The sequence below is a fragment of the Flavobacterium collinsii genome (assembly GCF_902804485.1).
Lineage (GTDB): Bacteria > Bacteroidota > Bacteroidia > Flavobacteriales > Flavobacteriaceae > Flavobacterium > Flavobacterium collinsii.
On sequence record NZ_CADCST010000096.1, the window covers coordinates 13,376 to 28,921 of the forward strand.

A 15,546-nucleotide genomic window follows, 5' to 3' on the forward strand; every position below is an offset into this window, starting at 1 on the left:
TATGAAAAGAATTATTACGATTGCTATTTTGTTGTTTAGTGTTGTGTCTTTTGCACAAATTAAAGTTATTGAAACTGTACCGGTTGAAAAATTAGGAAAAGTAAATAACAACTACATTCAGAAAATTGGAGATGAGTACACTGTATACTATACAAGTATTCAAAACGATGACGAGTCGTCAAGCTTGAGAAAATTTACATTCAAGAATGTTAATAACGACTACGCAAGTCTTTACAACATTATCATCAATGGTTTTACAGCAAGTCCTTTGTATGATATTAAATTAGAATTACCGAATAACTATATCTGGTTGCACTACACAGGAAGTGTTGTTCCGGAAAAAGCTACGGTTCAGTTTATGGTTTCTTCAAAAGAAGCTGCTTCTGCAACAAGTAGTGTTTCTGAACCATTTGTAAAAGATCAGATTAATAAATTATTCCAAAAATAGGTTTAATTGTAAATCACTAAAAAAGGCTATTCAGGGTTCTGAATAGCCTTTTTTTGTATTGTTTTAGTTTTCAGTCTCGGTCTCAGTTTTCAGTCTTTACTTTATTTTAAAACTGAAACTGCATACTGCGACTGTAAACTGCGACTAAATTTTCTTCACGTATTGGGTGATAATCACGATTTGCTGACCGTCAACTTTTCCTTCAATGTATTCGGCATTTTCATGGTCTAAGCGGATGTTACGTACGGCAGTTCCCTGTTTGGCAACCATGCTTGATCCTTTTACTTTAAGATCTTTGATTAAAACGACAGAATCTCCATGCTCTAAAATAACACCATTGCTATCGCGGTGAATGATTTTGTTTTCGTCATCTTCGCCTTCGCCAGTTGCTTGTGCCCATGCCAGTGTATCTTCGTCCAAATACATCATATCAAGTAATTCTTGTGGCCAGCCTGCGGCGCGTATACGGCTTAACATTCTCCAGGCTACAACTTGTACGGCAACGTTTTCATTCCACATACTGTCATTTAGACATCTCCAGTGGTTTAAATCAACATTATCCGGATTTTCAATTTGGTCAATACAAGTACTGCATGCCATGATACTTTCTTCAAGACCACCTTTTTGAGTTGGTAATACTTGATATACTTTTAGGTTTTCCTCCGCTCCACAAAGTTCGCATTTAGATCCGCTGCGTTTGTTTAATTCTCTTTCGATGCTCATTATTTGGTATTTTATTTAAAAATGCGAAATTACTTATAATTTAGATAAGTAACAAGTTTATGTGTTTGGTGTTATTCTATTTATAAAAAAGAATATAATTTTATTTTTGTAGTTCTTCTAAAAGAGAATAATGTGCGGTTTTTAAAGATCTAATTAAATTTCTTTTCTCAGATCCACCGGACATATTCTTATAGAGGCCTACCTTTTTATAAATTTTGTCTCCAATTTTATAATTAATTGTAGACACCATTGTTGCTGATGACAAATTAAAAATCCATGAAATATCGGTTATTTCAGCATCAACATTAATTTCAGAATCATTGATTGTTTGATTTTTAAAATATTTTACTTTTAAATTGATTTTAGTTTCTTGAGCTAATTGTGCTACTGATTCATTGAATGTTTCATTTATGTTTGGTCGTCTTTCAACACCCATGCTGGGACCAGATTTTTTAATGCTTTTTACACTATTTTCATTAATTGAGAATACAATTGTTTTGCCTTTGAAATATTCCTGATTAAGATTGTTTTTTGAAAAATTGCTTTTAGTCGCACAACTAAATAAACTGAATATTAATAAACAGACTACTATTTTTTGGTATTTCATATAATATTTGATATTACTTCTTCACTCTAACCGCATCCGGAACCAACATTTCATATTCTCCACCATGACGCAGTACGTCACGAACAATACTTGAAGAAATAAATGAAGTACTTGCAGCTGTTAATAGAAAAACGGTTTCGATTTTAGATAATTTTCTGTTGGTGTGGGCAATGGCTTTTTCGAATTCAAAATCTGCGGGATTACGTAAGCCTCTTAGGATGAAATTAGCCTTTTGTTTTTTTGCCAAATCGATGGTTAGTCCTTCATAGGTAATAACCGAAACGTTGGGCTCGTCTTTGAAGGTTTCTTCGATGAAACGTTTTCTTTCTTCGAGTGAAAACATATACTTTTTTTCGGCATTGACACCAATAGCGATTACAATTTCATCAAATAAAGGAATTCCTCTTTTGATAATGTCTTCATGTCCAAGTGTTATGGGATCAAATGATCCGGGGAATATAGCTTTTCGCATTTTTTTTGAGGTTCTAAGGTTCTGAGTCGCTAAGGTACTAAGTTTTTTTTGAGAAAATTAAGGTGCTAAAATCTTAGAATCTTAGCACCTCAGTATCTTAGCGTCTTTTACAAAGCCAACTCAATTGCATTGGTGAATAAATCTTCAAGAGATATTCCCGCTGCATGTGCTTGCTGCGGAATCAGACTTTCGGTGGTTAACCCCGGAATGGTGTTCATCTCCAACATATAAGGCTCGTTGTCTACGATAATGAATTCGCTTCTGGAGAAACCTTTCATTTTTAAGACTTCGTAAGCGCGTTTTGCTGTTTCGCTTACTTTTTGTGTTAATTCGTCAGAAATTCTCGCAGGTGTAATTTCCTGTGATTTTCCTTCGTATTTGGCTTCGTAATCAAAGAAATCGTTATCAGATACAATTTCGGTGATTGGTAAAACTTTTATTTCTCCTTGGTAATTGATTACTCCAACAGAAACTTCGGTTCCGTCAAGGAAACTTTCTATGATGATTTCGTTGTCTTCTTTGTAAGCTACTTCAATTGCAATTGGAAGCTCGGCTTCTGTTTTTACTTTTGAGATTCCGAAGCTTGAACCGGCTTTGTTTGGTTTTACGAAACAGGGTAAGCCTACTTTTTTAACGATTTCGGACGTATGGATTACATCTCCTTTATTAAGATAGTATGAAATGGCCGTTTTGATTCCGTATGGTTTTAAAACCGATAATAAATCGCGTTTGTTAAAGGTTAATGCTGCCTGATAATAATCACAAGAAGATTGCGGAATGCCTAATAACTCGAAATAAGCCTGCATTAAGCCGTCTTCTCCCGGGGTTCCGTGAATGGCATTGAAAACACAGTCAAACGTAATTTTTTGATCGTTTACGGTTACTGAAAAATCGTTTTTATCAATGGTAAATTCGGCGTTATTTTCATCTACATAAACCCATTTTTCTTTGAAAATATGGATACGGAATCCGTTGTATTTTGTTTTGTCAAGATATTGATGTACAACGTTTCCGCTAATTAGAGAAATCTTGTATTCGCTTGAATATCCGCCCATGATAATGGCTATGTTTTTCATTTTTTATATGTTTAACTGTTTATTTGTTTAATCGTTTAATCGTTTTTTTGCCACGAATTGCACTAATTTTCACGAATTACTTTGCTCGTTTGTTTGTTAGACTGAGCGAAGTCGAAGCCCTTTTTACTGAACTTCGACTTCGCTCAGTTTGAAAAGCAAGTAGCAAATGCCCTTCATTTTTTGAGATGATAAGTAACATCGGAAAGGTTTTTATGAAACCTAAATCCCTAGCCCTGATGGGAGCGGCATCCTTTTGTGTTCGCGAGAGCGGGCGCAAAAGATACAGCGGACAGCAGGAATTGGCTACTGAAAATTAAAATTCCAAGGAGCTTTGTTTTTAATACGAATAGCAATCGCATGACTTTCTTGTCTAAAACAAAATTATCATTTTTTTTGAAACGAAATAGCTTTATCTTTGCGACTAATAAAAATAAATTTATGAGTTTACGTAAGTATTTAACGAGCCGGGTATTTTTTGTGCAAGTATTAATTGCGGCTGCTATAATTGCCGTTTTAGGCTATTTGTTTATGCATTGGTTGACTTTTACAACTGATCATGGTAATGAGGTTACTGTTCCGAATTTAGCTAAACTGACTGAGGAGCAAGTAGAGTCAAAACTGGACGAACTGGACCTGGATTATGTGCTTTTGGATAGCGTTGATTACCGAAGTGAGTTCCCAAAATACAGTGTTGTTGAGCAGGATCCACTGCCGGGAACGAAAGTAAAAGTGGGAAGAAAAATATATATTAAAATTAATTCATCTGGATTTTCGTCAGTTAGAATTCCTGATTTAATTGAAAAAACATATCGTGAAGCAGTTCCTACCCTAAAAGCTCTAGGACTTGAAGCAGGTACGATTACTTATATTCCAAACCTTGGAAAAGACATGGTTTTGGAGATGCGTTACAAAGGAAGAAACTTAAAAGTAGGAGATCGTGTGTTGAAAGCTTCCAGAATTGACTTGGTTCTAGGAGACGGAAAAGCAACTTATGAAGATGAAGGGCAAGCTGTAGACAGTGTAGCTGCGCCAACTACTGAAACCCCAAAAGATGAACAATAATATTGAAAATTTAGATCTGGAAGACGAATTATTCGAGCATTTTAGATTTGATGTGCCTAAAGGTCAGGCGCTTTTGCGTATTGATAAATATTTAATGAATTTGATTCAGAATGCGACCCGAAATAAAATTCAGAACGCCGCTACTGAAGGAAACATTTTTGTAAATGATATTCCGGTAAAGTCAAATTATAAAGTCAAACCGTTTGATGTTGTGACGGTGATGTTATCGCATCCTCCATTTGAAAACCATATTCTTCCGGAAGACATTCCGTTGAATATCGTGTATGAAGATGATGCTTTGTTGTTAATTAACAAAGAGCCGGGAATGGTAGTGCATCCGGGTCATGGAAATTATACAGGAACTCTTGTAAATGCACTGGCACATCATTTTGATAATTTGCCAATGAACAGCAGTGAACGACCAGGTTTGGTACACCGAATTGATAAGGATACGTCCGGACTTTTAGTGGTGGCAAAAACGGAAGCGGCAATGACGCATTTGGCGAAACAATTTGAAGCTAAAACATCAGAACGTGAGTACATAGCTCTTGTCTGGGGAAATGTTGCCGAAGAAGCGGGAACGATTGAAGGAAACCTTGCCAGACATCTGAAAGACCGTATGCAGATGGCTGTCTTTGCAGATCCTGAAATTGGTAAACCGGCCATTACACATTATAAAGTATTGGAACGTTTTGGTTATGTGACTTTAATTTCCTGTAAACTGGAAACCGGAAGAACGCACCAAATTCGTGCTCATATGAAACACATCGGACATCCGTTGTTTAATGACGAACGTTACGGAGGTCATTTGATTCTAAAAGGAACCACGTTTACGAAATACAAACAGTTTATCGAAAATTGTTTCAAAGCATTACCACGTCAGGCGCTGCATGCAAAAACACTTGGTTTTGTACATCCTGTAACTGGTGAAATGATGCGTTTTGATACAGAACTGCCTCAGGATTTTCAGGATTGTATCGAGAAATGGCGCAATTATGTGAAGTCGCATAATGTAGAGGAAGAAGAAAATTAATTGGATAATGTGTCAATTTGAAAATTAGATAATTGTTATATAAAAAAAAGCTCCATCAGGAGCTTTTTTTATGGAATTGTTTTAATCGTTAAATCGGTTATTTTGGCTCCTCCGTTGGTTAGGAAGCCGAGTTGGCCTTCTTGACTTAGGTTGCTTTTTTCAATGGAACATTCTAAGAAAGTTTGATTGTTGACGGCAAAGTATAATTGATTGTTTGAAACTCTGATTTTTACTGCGTACCATTTGTTGTTTTCCAATTGCATTGGTTTTTTAAATAGGGTTGGTCCGCCACGTTTAGAATATTCATCACTGTTTTTACTGTAAGCGCCTCTTCCAATCACGATATTCTGATCTATCGTATACAAGTAGGTTCGAATGTAATTTTCCTGATCAATATGAAGCATTATTTCAAATAAAGATTCTTTGACGATATTTACTTTAAAGTTGATTTCGTAATTTTTCGGAAGCTTCTTTTTTGACTCGATTACTCCCCAATGCATTGGCCCTCCGCTTCCGGTTAAGGTGTCGTTTTGGAGTCTCCATTCGTTGGGATTAAAATTCCATTCGGATTTAAGGGTGACTGTTTTTGCTATTTGGTATTCCCTCTTTACAGTTGAAAGCGTACCCGAGCAGGAAACTAATAAGAATAAGAATGCCAGAAATGCGATATATTTAATTTTCATTTTATTTTTTAGTTTAACTGTGAGTGGTATTTGATTTTACCAATAGATCCTGTTGGAGTTGGTAAAAGTTCAAATACGGAGGTAGGAGCGAGGCCATTTTCTATACGATGTGATACGTACAGAATACTAACATTTGTGTCTTGTTTGATGGTGTTGATTAATTGAATGACCAGATCGACATTTTCATCGTCAAGGCCTTCTACAGGTTCGTCCAGAATCAATATTGGCGGATGTTTTAAAACGGCACGAACAATTAACGCAACTCTTTGCTGACCAATGGAAAGGTCTATAAAACGTTTTTTTCGTAAATGAGTCATTTCAATTACTTCAAGCCATTGCGTTACGGTTTGTTTTTGTAAAGTCGTAGGTTCAATATAGAGTCCTATAGAATCAAAAAAGCCGGAAAGAATCATTTCTTCTAAAGTATGTCCTTTTTGAAACAGGTCGGTCATAGAGGTGGTGAAAATTCCGATTTGTTTTTTGATATCCCAGACACTTTCTCCGCTTCCTTTTTTCCTTCCAAACAAATACAAATCCTGACCAAAGCCTTTTGGATTATCACCGGTGATTAAAGATAGGAGGGTACTTTTTCCTGAACCATTTGGACCAACCAGCTGCCAGAATTCACCTTGTTTGATGGTCCATGAGATGTTGTCAACAATTTTACGTTCCTCATAACTTACCGAGACCTTATCCATTTTGATTAATACACTTTCGTGAAAGGAATGGGGCTCAATCGCTTTAGGAATTGCTGCGGTATTTAAAGTTTTAAAATGGTTTTCATTCTTTGAAATCGGGTGTAATTCAAACGAGTTGTCTTTAATTAGTGCTTTATTCGGAACAAAATCAAGAACATCAACGACACGATTGACCAATTGAATTATAGCAATAGTATCGGTTAATTTTTCCAGAGATTTTGCCAAAGCAGCTCGTGAAGCGTGATCTAAATGATCGAAAGGATTATCGAAAATAATAAAATCAGGATTTTGATTGATGCAGTATTTCAGAAATTCTTTTTTGCGCTCGCCGGATGAAAATGTTCGTAGTTGCCTGTGTGATTCGGGAGCAGCCTCCACTGTATCATACTGGTATTCTTTTTCGATGAATTTTTCAATGGCAATGTCTGAGAATAAAATGCCTTTTTGATTGTTAAAAATGTCTAATTCTCCTTTAGCTTCACCTAAAAGCAAAGTATCTATAAACGCTTTTTTATTGACCTGATTTGATAAAAGGATGTCCCAATGCTGCATTTTAAATATATTTAGTGATGATTTTTTCTACTGCTGATTCAAAGGATTAATCATTCTAATTCTGTGGTAGAAAAGCTTATTCTGTTTTTTTAGTAGCCATTTCACGATCGTTACGCGACCATTCGCTCCAAGAACCGACATATAGTTTAGGAATGGCTATTCCGGCATAATCCATAGCTAATAAAGTGTGACAGGCGGTGACTCCTGAGCCACAATGTACAATTATATTCTCAGGCTTTTTGTCTCCAATGATTAGGGAATATTTCTCCTGCAAAAATTGAGGAGATTGAAAAAAACCGTCAGTGTCTAAGTTTTCGCTAAACGGAACATTAATGGCGCCCGGAATATGTCCTGCAATCAAATCCAGCGGTTCTGTTAAGCCGTCAAACCGATTTTTATCTCTTACGTCGATTACCGTATTTTTATCGTTATTTCGAGCCTTTTCGACTTCTTCGATATCAGCAGTAGGGAGTTTCCACTTAGAAACAGGATATTTAGCAGTGGCTTCAAAGGTTTCCGTTGCAGAGTTTATTGGGTAGCCGCTTTCTATAGCTGCGGGCAAACCTCCGTTTAAAACCTGAACTTTTTCGTGACCGATTGCACGTAGCATCCACCAAAAACGGGCGGCGGCATTTGATCCGTTTTTATCATCGTAAATTATGATATGGCTTTGAGGAGAAATTCCGGTTTTAGAAAGTACTGTTGAGAATTTTTCTAAGGATGATAAAGGATGTCTTCCGCCATTGGCCGGATCAGTTTCGACTGTTGCTAGATCTTTATTCAAATCAATATACCGTGCTCCTTTCAGATGTTCGTTGCGGTAGTTTTCTGCTGCATTTATTCCTGCTCTGGCATCAATAAGAATGATCTCAGGCGAATTAGAGAGCTGTAATAGCTCTTCAGGGTTTATTATCGGGGAAAATTTAGCTGTCATCTTAAAAAAAGTTTGTTTTTTAGAATTCTCATTACAAAAGCAGGATATTTAGTCAGCAAAGGCCTGCGTATAAAAAATTAAAAAAGTATTGTTTGTTTTATCATATCGTAAGCAATCCCAATTGCTATAAACAGAACTTGTCGCAATGCAAAGCGTATGGGCTAAATTTGTTTTTAAAACTTTTTTTGAAAAACATCCCTTATTTAATACAAAATCTTTGTCTTTTGATATATCAGTAATTTTAAGATTTGGGTATTCTAAATAAGACGCAGTACTTTTTTCAAGATAGTCTTGATTGTAAATAAAAAAATCAAGGGCAAACTGATAATCAAAAGTTCCAAAAGATGAGCTATTGCAATCTCCGTCTTTTATTCCATTTACAACTTTTATATCTTGAAATATCAGAGCGTATTTAGAAGTAGTTGCGTTATAGACTACAATCGATATTTTGACTTTTTTTTTGTCATAAACGATAAAAGCAAAGTCATTGCTTTTTTCCTCAAACAGACTTCCTTCTGCCAGTGAAAGTAATTCGTAATCTGGATTTTTCTGAAAAAAAGACTGTTGTTCTTCGGGTAGTTTTTGAAGCAGTTTCGTATGAATGTCTAAAAAAATGTTTTTTTCTGAAAGTTGTTTTAAACTTTCTTTATGATTCATTATCTGATCTACAGCTTTAGGATTATCATAGATAGAAATTTGATAATTAACAGCATTTGGCTTACTGTTTTTAGCTATAATTTTTTCGGTTGGTATTTCTTCTTTTGTTTTGGTTATCGTACTATCCTGTTGTTTCTGTTTTGAGTTACAGGCAAATAAAAGGATAAAAATGAATGAAGTGAATATTTTTTTCACAGTTAAATAGGTTAGAATTGGGTAAATAAACGGTTGTTATTTACCCTTATGAATTGGTTTGATTAAAAATTAGCCTGGGATTTTTTCGATCAGAATCTCGTTATCATCTTTATCAAAATAAGTACAGGTCATTTCTATAATATCAACTCTCCATTTTGCTATCCCACATTGGGCAGCGTGATTGCAAAAAGTAAGATAATCGGTTTGACCGTCCTGATGCATTACTAAAAACTCAATAAAACGTTCTTTGTTAGGAAAGGATTCTACTTTTATTTCGTCATATTTTTCATCAGACGTTACATTGTAATTGTTTACACCAAAGTATTCAACGTGTCCGTCATGTACAAAAGTGTCGTAACCTTTTACCCCCAGAATGATTAGATCCTGAATGTAATTTGGAAAGTCCGCACCGCTCTGTACTTTGGCGTGTGCTTCTTTGATTTGTTCTATTGTAAACATATATTTTAGTTTTAAATGATGTTAAATTAAAAAGAATAATTATAATAAATTTTCAGGTATTTCCCGAGTTGTGTACTAAATGATCTTTGTTTTCTTTTTTGAAGACTTATAAAAAAAAGTGGTTAACAACTGGTTTGGTTATTTTGGGTTATTGATTCAAAAATACAATTTAAGAATTTAAAATTGAATTGAAAATGTAATAAATAATAGAAGAACAGGAGACAGAATTTTCATATGTTTTTGAAATATTGTATTTTAACGAGTATTTTATCACTTTAAAGGATTTCTTTTTTAGTGTATCATTTTGTCAGTAATTTAGTAAAAGAATGTTGCTCCTAAATTTGACATCATGAAAAGAATACTACTTTTGTTTCTGATTACTTCTCCTGTATTTGCACAGGAAATGAACACATTTGATTTTGCGGTCATAAATTCGACCGTTATCTCACCAAATATTGATCTGGACAAGGGGCGAAGTGTGGTTTCAGCCAATAAAGATCAGTATTCTGCTTATTTTCAGTATGCGCTTACCCTGTGTGAAGATGATATTATTTTTGGAGCGGGTGTTAATAAAACGGACTTAGACCGGACCTACACGGGTTATATTGGTAAGATGTGTGATAAGTTTCGGGCAACAATCTCTGCGGGTTATGTAGAATCCCGAAGCGGATATGACGGAACCTTTACAGGATTTAGTGTATCCTGGCATTTTAGCGAGAATACTTTCGTTGGAGGAAGCCTGGCAAATTTGCATTCTTCCAGTATGAATAATGGTACTGATGAGGGGTTTGATTATTATAATAAACTGGCCCCTAAAATTTTTGGAAGCTATGAGATTATTCCCAACCTCATTGTTTTTGGACAGTTAAACAGCAGGGTTAATGATATTGCCTTAAAGTATCAGAATGCTCGTTTCTCGGCAGGAGGATTTTATTCCGGTCATGGAGAAGAAGGGATTTTCGGAACTGTAAATGTGGGACGTTTTGCGATTTCCTGTAGTACTACTTTTGATAAAGTAAATTTTGGACTCAAATTTCAATAAATAAACTCGGAATTGCGATATAAAATGATCAGGAGAATAAATTACCTTTTCAGTGTTACTACCTGCTGTGGGTAAGGAATGTCAATTCCGACTTCGTCAAAACGTTTTTTTATGCTTTGCAGTAGATCACAATAGAGGACAAAACCGTCTGTAGAATTTTTTGCCCAGGCCCATGCCTTTAGAGTTACGCTTGAATCTGCCAGTGCTACTACTCGGGCGACAACCAAAGGTACTTTTTGTTTTTTGTTTTCGGCAGTTCGGGTATCTATAAAAAGTGGATGTTTAGCAATTTCTTCCTGCATGATTTCTAAGGCTTTTTCGATATCAGATTGATAACCAATACCGACTTCGATGATCTTACAACATTTGGTGTCGTGCATGTTGGTGTTGACAATAATCTGAGCGCTAATAACTGAATTTGGAATGATAATTCGGTTGTTTTCAGCATCTTTTAAGACGACTTGTCTCAGATTGATATCTTCGACTGTGCCCACAAAATTGTTGATAGTGATTTTATCGTTGATGCGAAAAGGTTTGAAAATGACCAGAAAGATTCCGCTCACTATATTGCTTAAAGCTTGTTGAGAAGCCAAACCCGCAACAATAGAGATTACTCCGGCTCCGGCCAGAACAGAATGACCGATTATTTTAAATTCGGGGATTTGTATTAAAGCAAAGGCAAATCCTAAGATATAAATTACAGTAATAATCAGGTGTTTTAAAAACTTAAATCCTGTAGCATCATAATCTTTATCGGCCTGTTTTCGATACAGTACATAACGAAGTACTTTGTCGGTAATGGCACTAAGGATTATAGTGGTAATTGCTATAATGGCAATAAAAACACCTATTCTAAAGTCTTTTAAGTAATCAGTCATAGCTCTTAAGTTTGAAAAAAATCCAAAAAACGATTTTTGTTAAAATTTACTTTTTGGATTTTTGTAATTTATAACCAATAGGATTTCGTTTTAAAGTCCAATAAAGTCATCACTTTTTGGGAAAATACTCAAAGCTTCAATAGCGATTTCGGGAGTTGGAGAGGCTAATTTACGAAGTTTCGTATCCATCCAGGCTCCATCCACTGTAATAACGGCACAAAGGGTATCGTCTTCTCTTCTAAATTCATGAATGATTGACCAGCGTGAGGCATCAGCTTTCATTTTTGAAGTTTTGGTATGAATGAAGATCTTATCAGAAAGTTTTAACTCTTTTCTGAAAATACATTCTTCTCTAAACAAAACAGGTCCAAACCCCTGTGTTTGCATTACTCTTAAAGTTAAACCCAGCTCTTCAAGGATTTCAATACGATGCTGTGCGCCAAAATCGTAATAAGCACTGTGACGAACGTGAAAATTAGGGTCAAGATCTGACCAGCGAAAAGAGATTTCTTTAATAAATGAAGCCATTTTGTAATTGTATTTTAATTGAATGAGATTGATAGAAGAACGTTAATTTCTTTAGAAAATCAATCTTTTTTAGAAAATCGAAATTACGAATAAAAAACCAAACGATTTGTGGTAAAGAAGAACTATTGCTATTAAAAACCGAAGTGTTTTAATTTAATTTCGATTCTTCAATCGTAGAGATTGTAATGTCATCTTCTTTTAAAGATTTAAGAAAATCTGCGGTATCAAATACTTCTCCAATGGTGGTGACTCCTGTTTTTTTTGCTTTTCCGGACAGTATTCTGTTAACTGTTTCTACAACAAGCGGCGCTGTAACGGCATAAATGTCCTGACCCTGAGCGATAATTGTTCTTTTGATGTTTTCTTTTGTTGCTGTAACTTCCAGACAAAAATGTTGTGACGACCTGTTTTTGTGATCGGTCGGTTTTGGTTCTGGTGTGGCAGTATTTCGAAGATCGTCCAGTGAATTTTGACTTAGATAGGTATTAATCGTACTGACTTTTAAATGACGCGAAATGGTGATGATTTCTGAAAGGGGTAATGCGACAACTTCTTTAATTCCAATAGGATTCTTAAAGTTCCATTTAAAAGGTGTGGCGGGCTGAAGGTCTTGTAGTTGATCGTTTTTTAAGGTCAGTCTGGTGTAATGATTTCGGTCTCCTGTTAGTCTAGTTCCTTTTGTTGGATGCCAGGAATCCAGACCGATGTAGAGGTTTATTTCATCAATATGATCCCAATCCTGAGTAATTGCGGTACTTAATAAATCTCCTAGACCTCCATAAAAAGCAGCGGCAGGAATAACCAGAATTTCGGCCAGTTTTGCCGAATCGGAAAATTGTTCGAATATGTCCAAGACCGATTTTTGTTCGGCTGTTAAATCAATATAATGAATGCCCAATCGCAAAGCCGATTGAATAATGGGATCGGCAGTGTCTAAGAACGGGCCGGCACAGTTGATGACTATTTTTGCTTTGGAAAATGCGGTGTCTAATGATTCTGAATCGTGGATATCTGCTGCTTTTAGAATGGTTTCCGGGTAATACTGATGTAAAAGAGTCAGTTTTTCGTAGTCTCTTCCGGAAAGGATAAGTGGGTAGCCTAGTTTGTAAAGTTCAGCAACAATAAATTTTCCAGTATGCCCGTAAGCGCCATAGATGGCAATGGTATTTTTCATAAGTTGAAATTTTAATTATATTCTTTTAAGAAGCTGATAATTAGTTTAAACGAATATAATTAAAATTTCTGATGCGGTTTATTTTTCTTCCTGAACACCTAATTTTTTAACGATCCACGGAAGTGTAAGTCCTTGCCCGACTATGGTTAAAAGTACCACAGCAACAGAAATGAATAGTATTGTATTTCGCTCTGGAAAAGGAGTTCCATCTTCCAGAAATTTGGGTAATCCTAAGGCTATGGCCAGAGAAACAATACCGCGCATTCCGGACCAGCTGATTATAAAACTGTTTTTGGAATCTAACAAGGCATGTTCGCTAATTTTTCGTCTTTTTCGGTCATTTTTCTGAAAGGCTTTCTGCAGATTAATTTTTTGAAAAAAGACCCTTACCATTCGGGTTAATAATGCAACTATAGTTATGATAGCGGCATAACCTATGTAAGGTAAAATCATATTGTCGTCGATATCTTTTAGGATGTATCGAAAATTAAGTCCGATTAGGATGAAAATTAATCCGTTTAAGATAAAAATAATGACATCCCAGAGACTTTTAGAATTGTTTCTGAGACTCTCCGGGAATATTTTCTTGCTAAAACGGGCAATAGCCAGACCTAAAAATACCACTGCTATAACTCCAGAAACATGCAAATGTTCCGCAACTAAATAAGTAACAAAAGGCATCAAGAGCATAAAACTTACGGTGACATTTGTGTTTTTACGGACTTTGGTCAAAATGAAAGCTAGAATTTTGCCCATAACAAAACCCACTAAAAAACCTCCTCCTAATAAGATTACAAATTGAAGAGTTGCTTTCCAGATGATAAATGCAGAGCCCATAGCGGTCGCCACTGCAAATCGATAAGCAACCAGTGCAGAGGCATCATTGATAAGGCTTTCTCCCTCGAGTATGGTGATAGTTTTTTCGGGTATTCCAAGGCCTTTCGTTATGTTTACTGCGGCAACAGCATCAGTAGCCGAAAGTATTGCTCCTAGTACAAAAGACAGTGGCCAGGTCATGCCGGGAATCATATAATGTGAGACTACGGCGATCCAAAAGGTAGTGAGAAAAACCAATGGTATTGCTAAAGTGCTTATAGTGCTTAGATTTGTTCTGAAATGCTTCGGAGAAATGTTAAATGAAGCATCATACAATAAAGGGGGGAGAAAAATCAGAAATATAATCTCAGGATTAATTTCGATCTCACTCATGGACGGAATGAAACCAATAGCAACTCCAACGATAACCAACAATATAGGATAGGGGAGTTTTGCTTTATCGGCAAATGCAGAAAGTCCTATTACAATGGTGAGAATAAAGAGGACGATGGTATAGTTTTCCATTTTTTACTAAATGATATTATAGTTGATTTTTATTAGTCGAAGTCATACCATCTTGGGAGATCTTCATTTTCTGGAAGGCCATTTGTTGGAAAAATTTTACTAAGGCGATAAATCATTTCTACTTTAATAATAGGATCTTCTGAATTTTCGGCTAAATCTTTTATGGTATCAATAGCTTCTTTAGTTCCAATACTTTTTAAAGCATGCCCGCACTGATTGATAAATTGTCCTGTTCCAGTGCTATAAGCTTCCAGGGAATCATACTTTTGTTGTATTGCAATCTTAATCACAGGAACGCTGGATGGATGTTCTCTTCTTTGCAGATCGTGAATAATATCATTATATTCTGTATGCCAAGGCTCTAATAGTAATTTGTGAAATAAGTCGATGTGTTCATCATTTTCTTCCAAAATCCAAAGTAACCAAATACAAAAATTAACATCATTACTATTTTTGGAAGCTATTATATTTTCTGCTATTTTTCGCCCCTCATGATATTGAGATTCTTTAGAAAAAGGAAGTTTTTTAATTAATTCTTCCCTTGTGATTTTTCTCATTTGATAATCATTAATATTTTGTCTTAGTTTTTCTATCATTTGTTTAATTGTGAAATGCCTATTTAAGATTTGGTGTTTTTATTTTAGGTTAAATTATAGTAAGTTTTTTTAGCTAAATGCTAATGTATAAATTTTCAGGGGAAGTTATTAGAAGAACTTTTATATAAAAACCTTTTTATGAAATCGATTGCACTAGCCCTGATAGAAATGGAAATCCTTTTGTGGCGGGGTTCGCCATAAAAGATTGTAATGGATAGCAGGAAATAGCTCCTAATAATGACATGTAAAGCACTGATATGCCACGTATGTCAGGTTTTAAAAATGTCATGTTGTCAGATAGTTTTAAATGTGTCGACAGTAAAACTGACAATTTTATTTGGTTTTTTATATTGGCATAAAGATTGACTTATGCCACCTGAGTTATTAA

General features: G+C 35.4%; 18 protein-coding genes. 4 read left to right on the forward strand and 14 right to left on the reverse strand.

The window, feature by feature from the left end; all coding sequences use genetic code 11:
* Nucleotide 1 precedes the first annotated feature (1 nt).
* The gene (locus FLA105534_RS14390) at nt 2-448 is read left to right on the forward strand and encodes a hypothetical protein (RefSeq protein WP_173966817.1); all 447 of its coding nucleotides are present in this window, start codon (nt 2-4) and stop codon (nt 446-448) included.
* Between the two features lie 144 nt (nt 449-592).
* On the opposite strand, the gene FLA105534_RS14395 is transcribed toward FLA105534_RS14390, so the two are convergent.
* From FLA105534_RS14395 to FLA105534_RS14410, 4 genes are all read right to left on the reverse strand, one after another.
* Entirely contained in the window at nt 593-1,171 is a 579-nt protein-coding gene (locus tag FLA105534_RS14395; protein ID WP_173966818.1) for a PhnA domain-containing protein, read from the reverse strand.
* A 100-nt stretch (nt 1,172-1,271) separates the two neighbouring features.
* Nucleotides 1,272-1,778, reverse strand: a complete 507-nt coding sequence (locus FLA105534_RS14400) for a hypothetical protein (RefSeq protein WP_173966819.1) — start codon at nt 1,776-1,778, stop codon at nt 1,272-1,274.
* A 13-nt stretch (nt 1,779-1,791) separates the two neighbouring features.
* Entirely contained in the window at nt 1,792-2,250 is a 459-nt protein-coding gene (coaD, locus tag FLA105534_RS14405) for a pantetheine-phosphate adenylyltransferase (protein WP_173966820.1), read from the reverse strand.
* Nucleotides 2,251-2,357: 107 nt separating this feature from the next.
* Entirely contained in the window at nt 2,358-3,326 is a 969-nt protein-coding gene (locus tag FLA105534_RS14410) for a D-alanine--D-alanine ligase (protein ID WP_173966821.1), read from the reverse strand.
* Nucleotides 3,327-3,764: 438 nt separating this feature from the next.
* On the opposite strand from FLA105534_RS14410, the gene FLA105534_RS14415 reads away from it, so the two are divergent.
* Together FLA105534_RS14415 and FLA105534_RS14420 are read left to right on the forward strand one after the other, a co-directional pair.
* On the forward strand, nt 3,765-4,388 hold the full coding sequence (locus tag FLA105534_RS14415; RefSeq protein ID WP_173966822.1) for a PASTA domain-containing protein: 624 nt from the start codon (nt 3,765-3,767) through the stop codon (nt 4,386-4,388).
* A complete protein-coding gene (locus FLA105534_RS14420) occupies nt 4,378-5,421 on the forward strand; it encodes an RluA family pseudouridine synthase (protein WP_173966823.1) in 1,044 nt (347 codons plus the stop codon). The genes FLA105534_RS14415 and FLA105534_RS14420 overlap by 11 nt, the downstream gene beginning before the upstream one ends.
* A gap of 68 nt (nt 5,422-5,489) precedes the next feature.
* Here FLA105534_RS14420 and FLA105534_RS14425 read toward each other — a convergent pair whose 3' ends face one another.
* From FLA105534_RS14425 to FLA105534_RS14445, 5 genes are all read right to left on the reverse strand, one after another.
* Entirely contained in the window at nt 5,490-6,104 is a 615-nt protein-coding gene (locus FLA105534_RS14425; RefSeq protein WP_173966824.1) for a hypothetical protein, read from the reverse strand.
* An 8-nt stretch (nt 6,105-6,112) separates the two neighbouring features.
* The gene (locus tag FLA105534_RS14430) at nt 6,113-7,354 is read right to left on the reverse strand and encodes an ATP-binding cassette domain-containing protein (RefSeq protein ID WP_173966825.1); all 1,242 of its coding nucleotides are present in this window, start codon (nt 7,352-7,354) and stop codon (nt 6,113-6,115) included.
* Between the two features lie 76 nt (nt 7,355-7,430).
* Nucleotides 7,431-8,288, reverse strand: coding sequence for a sulfurtransferase (locus FLA105534_RS14435; protein ID WP_173966826.1), 858 nt, complete (start codon nt 8,286-8,288; stop codon nt 7,431-7,433).
* A gap of 48 nt (nt 8,289-8,336) precedes the next feature.
* Nucleotides 8,337-9,140, reverse strand: a complete 804-nt coding sequence (locus tag FLA105534_RS14440; RefSeq protein ID WP_173966827.1) for a hypothetical protein — start codon at nt 9,138-9,140, stop codon at nt 8,337-8,339.
* Between the two features lie 69 nt (nt 9,141-9,209).
* Nucleotides 9,210-9,599: a DUF1398 domain-containing protein gene (locus FLA105534_RS14445; protein ID WP_173966828.1), complete on the reverse strand. Its 390-nt coding sequence runs from the start codon at nt 9,597-9,599 to the stop codon at nt 9,210-9,212.
* A gap of 349 nt (nt 9,600-9,948) precedes the next feature.
* Between FLA105534_RS14445 and FLA105534_RS14450 the strand changes: the two genes are divergently transcribed.
* A complete protein-coding gene (locus FLA105534_RS14450; RefSeq protein ID WP_173966829.1) occupies nt 9,949-10,641 on the forward strand; it encodes a hypothetical protein in 693 nt (230 codons plus the stop codon).
* A 41-nt stretch (nt 10,642-10,682) separates the two neighbouring features.
* Here FLA105534_RS14450 and FLA105534_RS14455 read toward each other — a convergent pair whose 3' ends face one another.
* The 5 genes from FLA105534_RS14455 to FLA105534_RS14475 all read right to left on the reverse strand — a co-directional run bounded on the left by FLA105534_RS14455 (nt 10,683) and on the right by FLA105534_RS14475 (nt 15,158).
* A complete protein-coding gene (locus tag FLA105534_RS14455; protein WP_173966830.1) occupies nt 10,683-11,519 on the reverse strand; it encodes a mechanosensitive ion channel family protein in 837 nt (278 codons plus the stop codon).
* Between the two features lie 90 nt (nt 11,520-11,609).
* The gene (locus tag FLA105534_RS14460; protein ID WP_173966831.1) at nt 11,610-12,047 is read right to left on the reverse strand and encodes an acyl-CoA thioesterase; all 438 of its coding nucleotides are present in this window, start codon (nt 12,045-12,047) and stop codon (nt 11,610-11,612) included.
* A gap of 148 nt (nt 12,048-12,195) precedes the next feature.
* Nucleotides 12,196-13,221 (reverse strand): saccharopine dehydrogenase family protein, encoded by a 1,026-nt coding sequence (locus FLA105534_RS14465; protein ID WP_173966832.1) that lies wholly within the window; start codon nt 13,219-13,221, stop codon nt 12,196-12,198.
* 78 nt (nt 13,222-13,299) lie between these two features.
* Nucleotides 13,300-14,562 carry a Na+/H+ antiporter gene (locus tag FLA105534_RS14470; RefSeq protein WP_173966833.1) on the reverse strand — a complete coding sequence of 421 codons (1,263 nt, stop codon included), beginning with the start codon at nt 14,560-14,562 and terminating at the stop codon, nt 13,300-13,302.
* A gap of 32 nt (nt 14,563-14,594) precedes the next feature.
* A complete protein-coding gene (locus tag FLA105534_RS14475) occupies nt 14,595-15,158 on the reverse strand; it encodes a hypothetical protein (RefSeq protein ID WP_173966834.1) in 564 nt (187 codons plus the stop codon).
* Nucleotides 15,159-15,546: the final 388 nt, after the last annotated feature.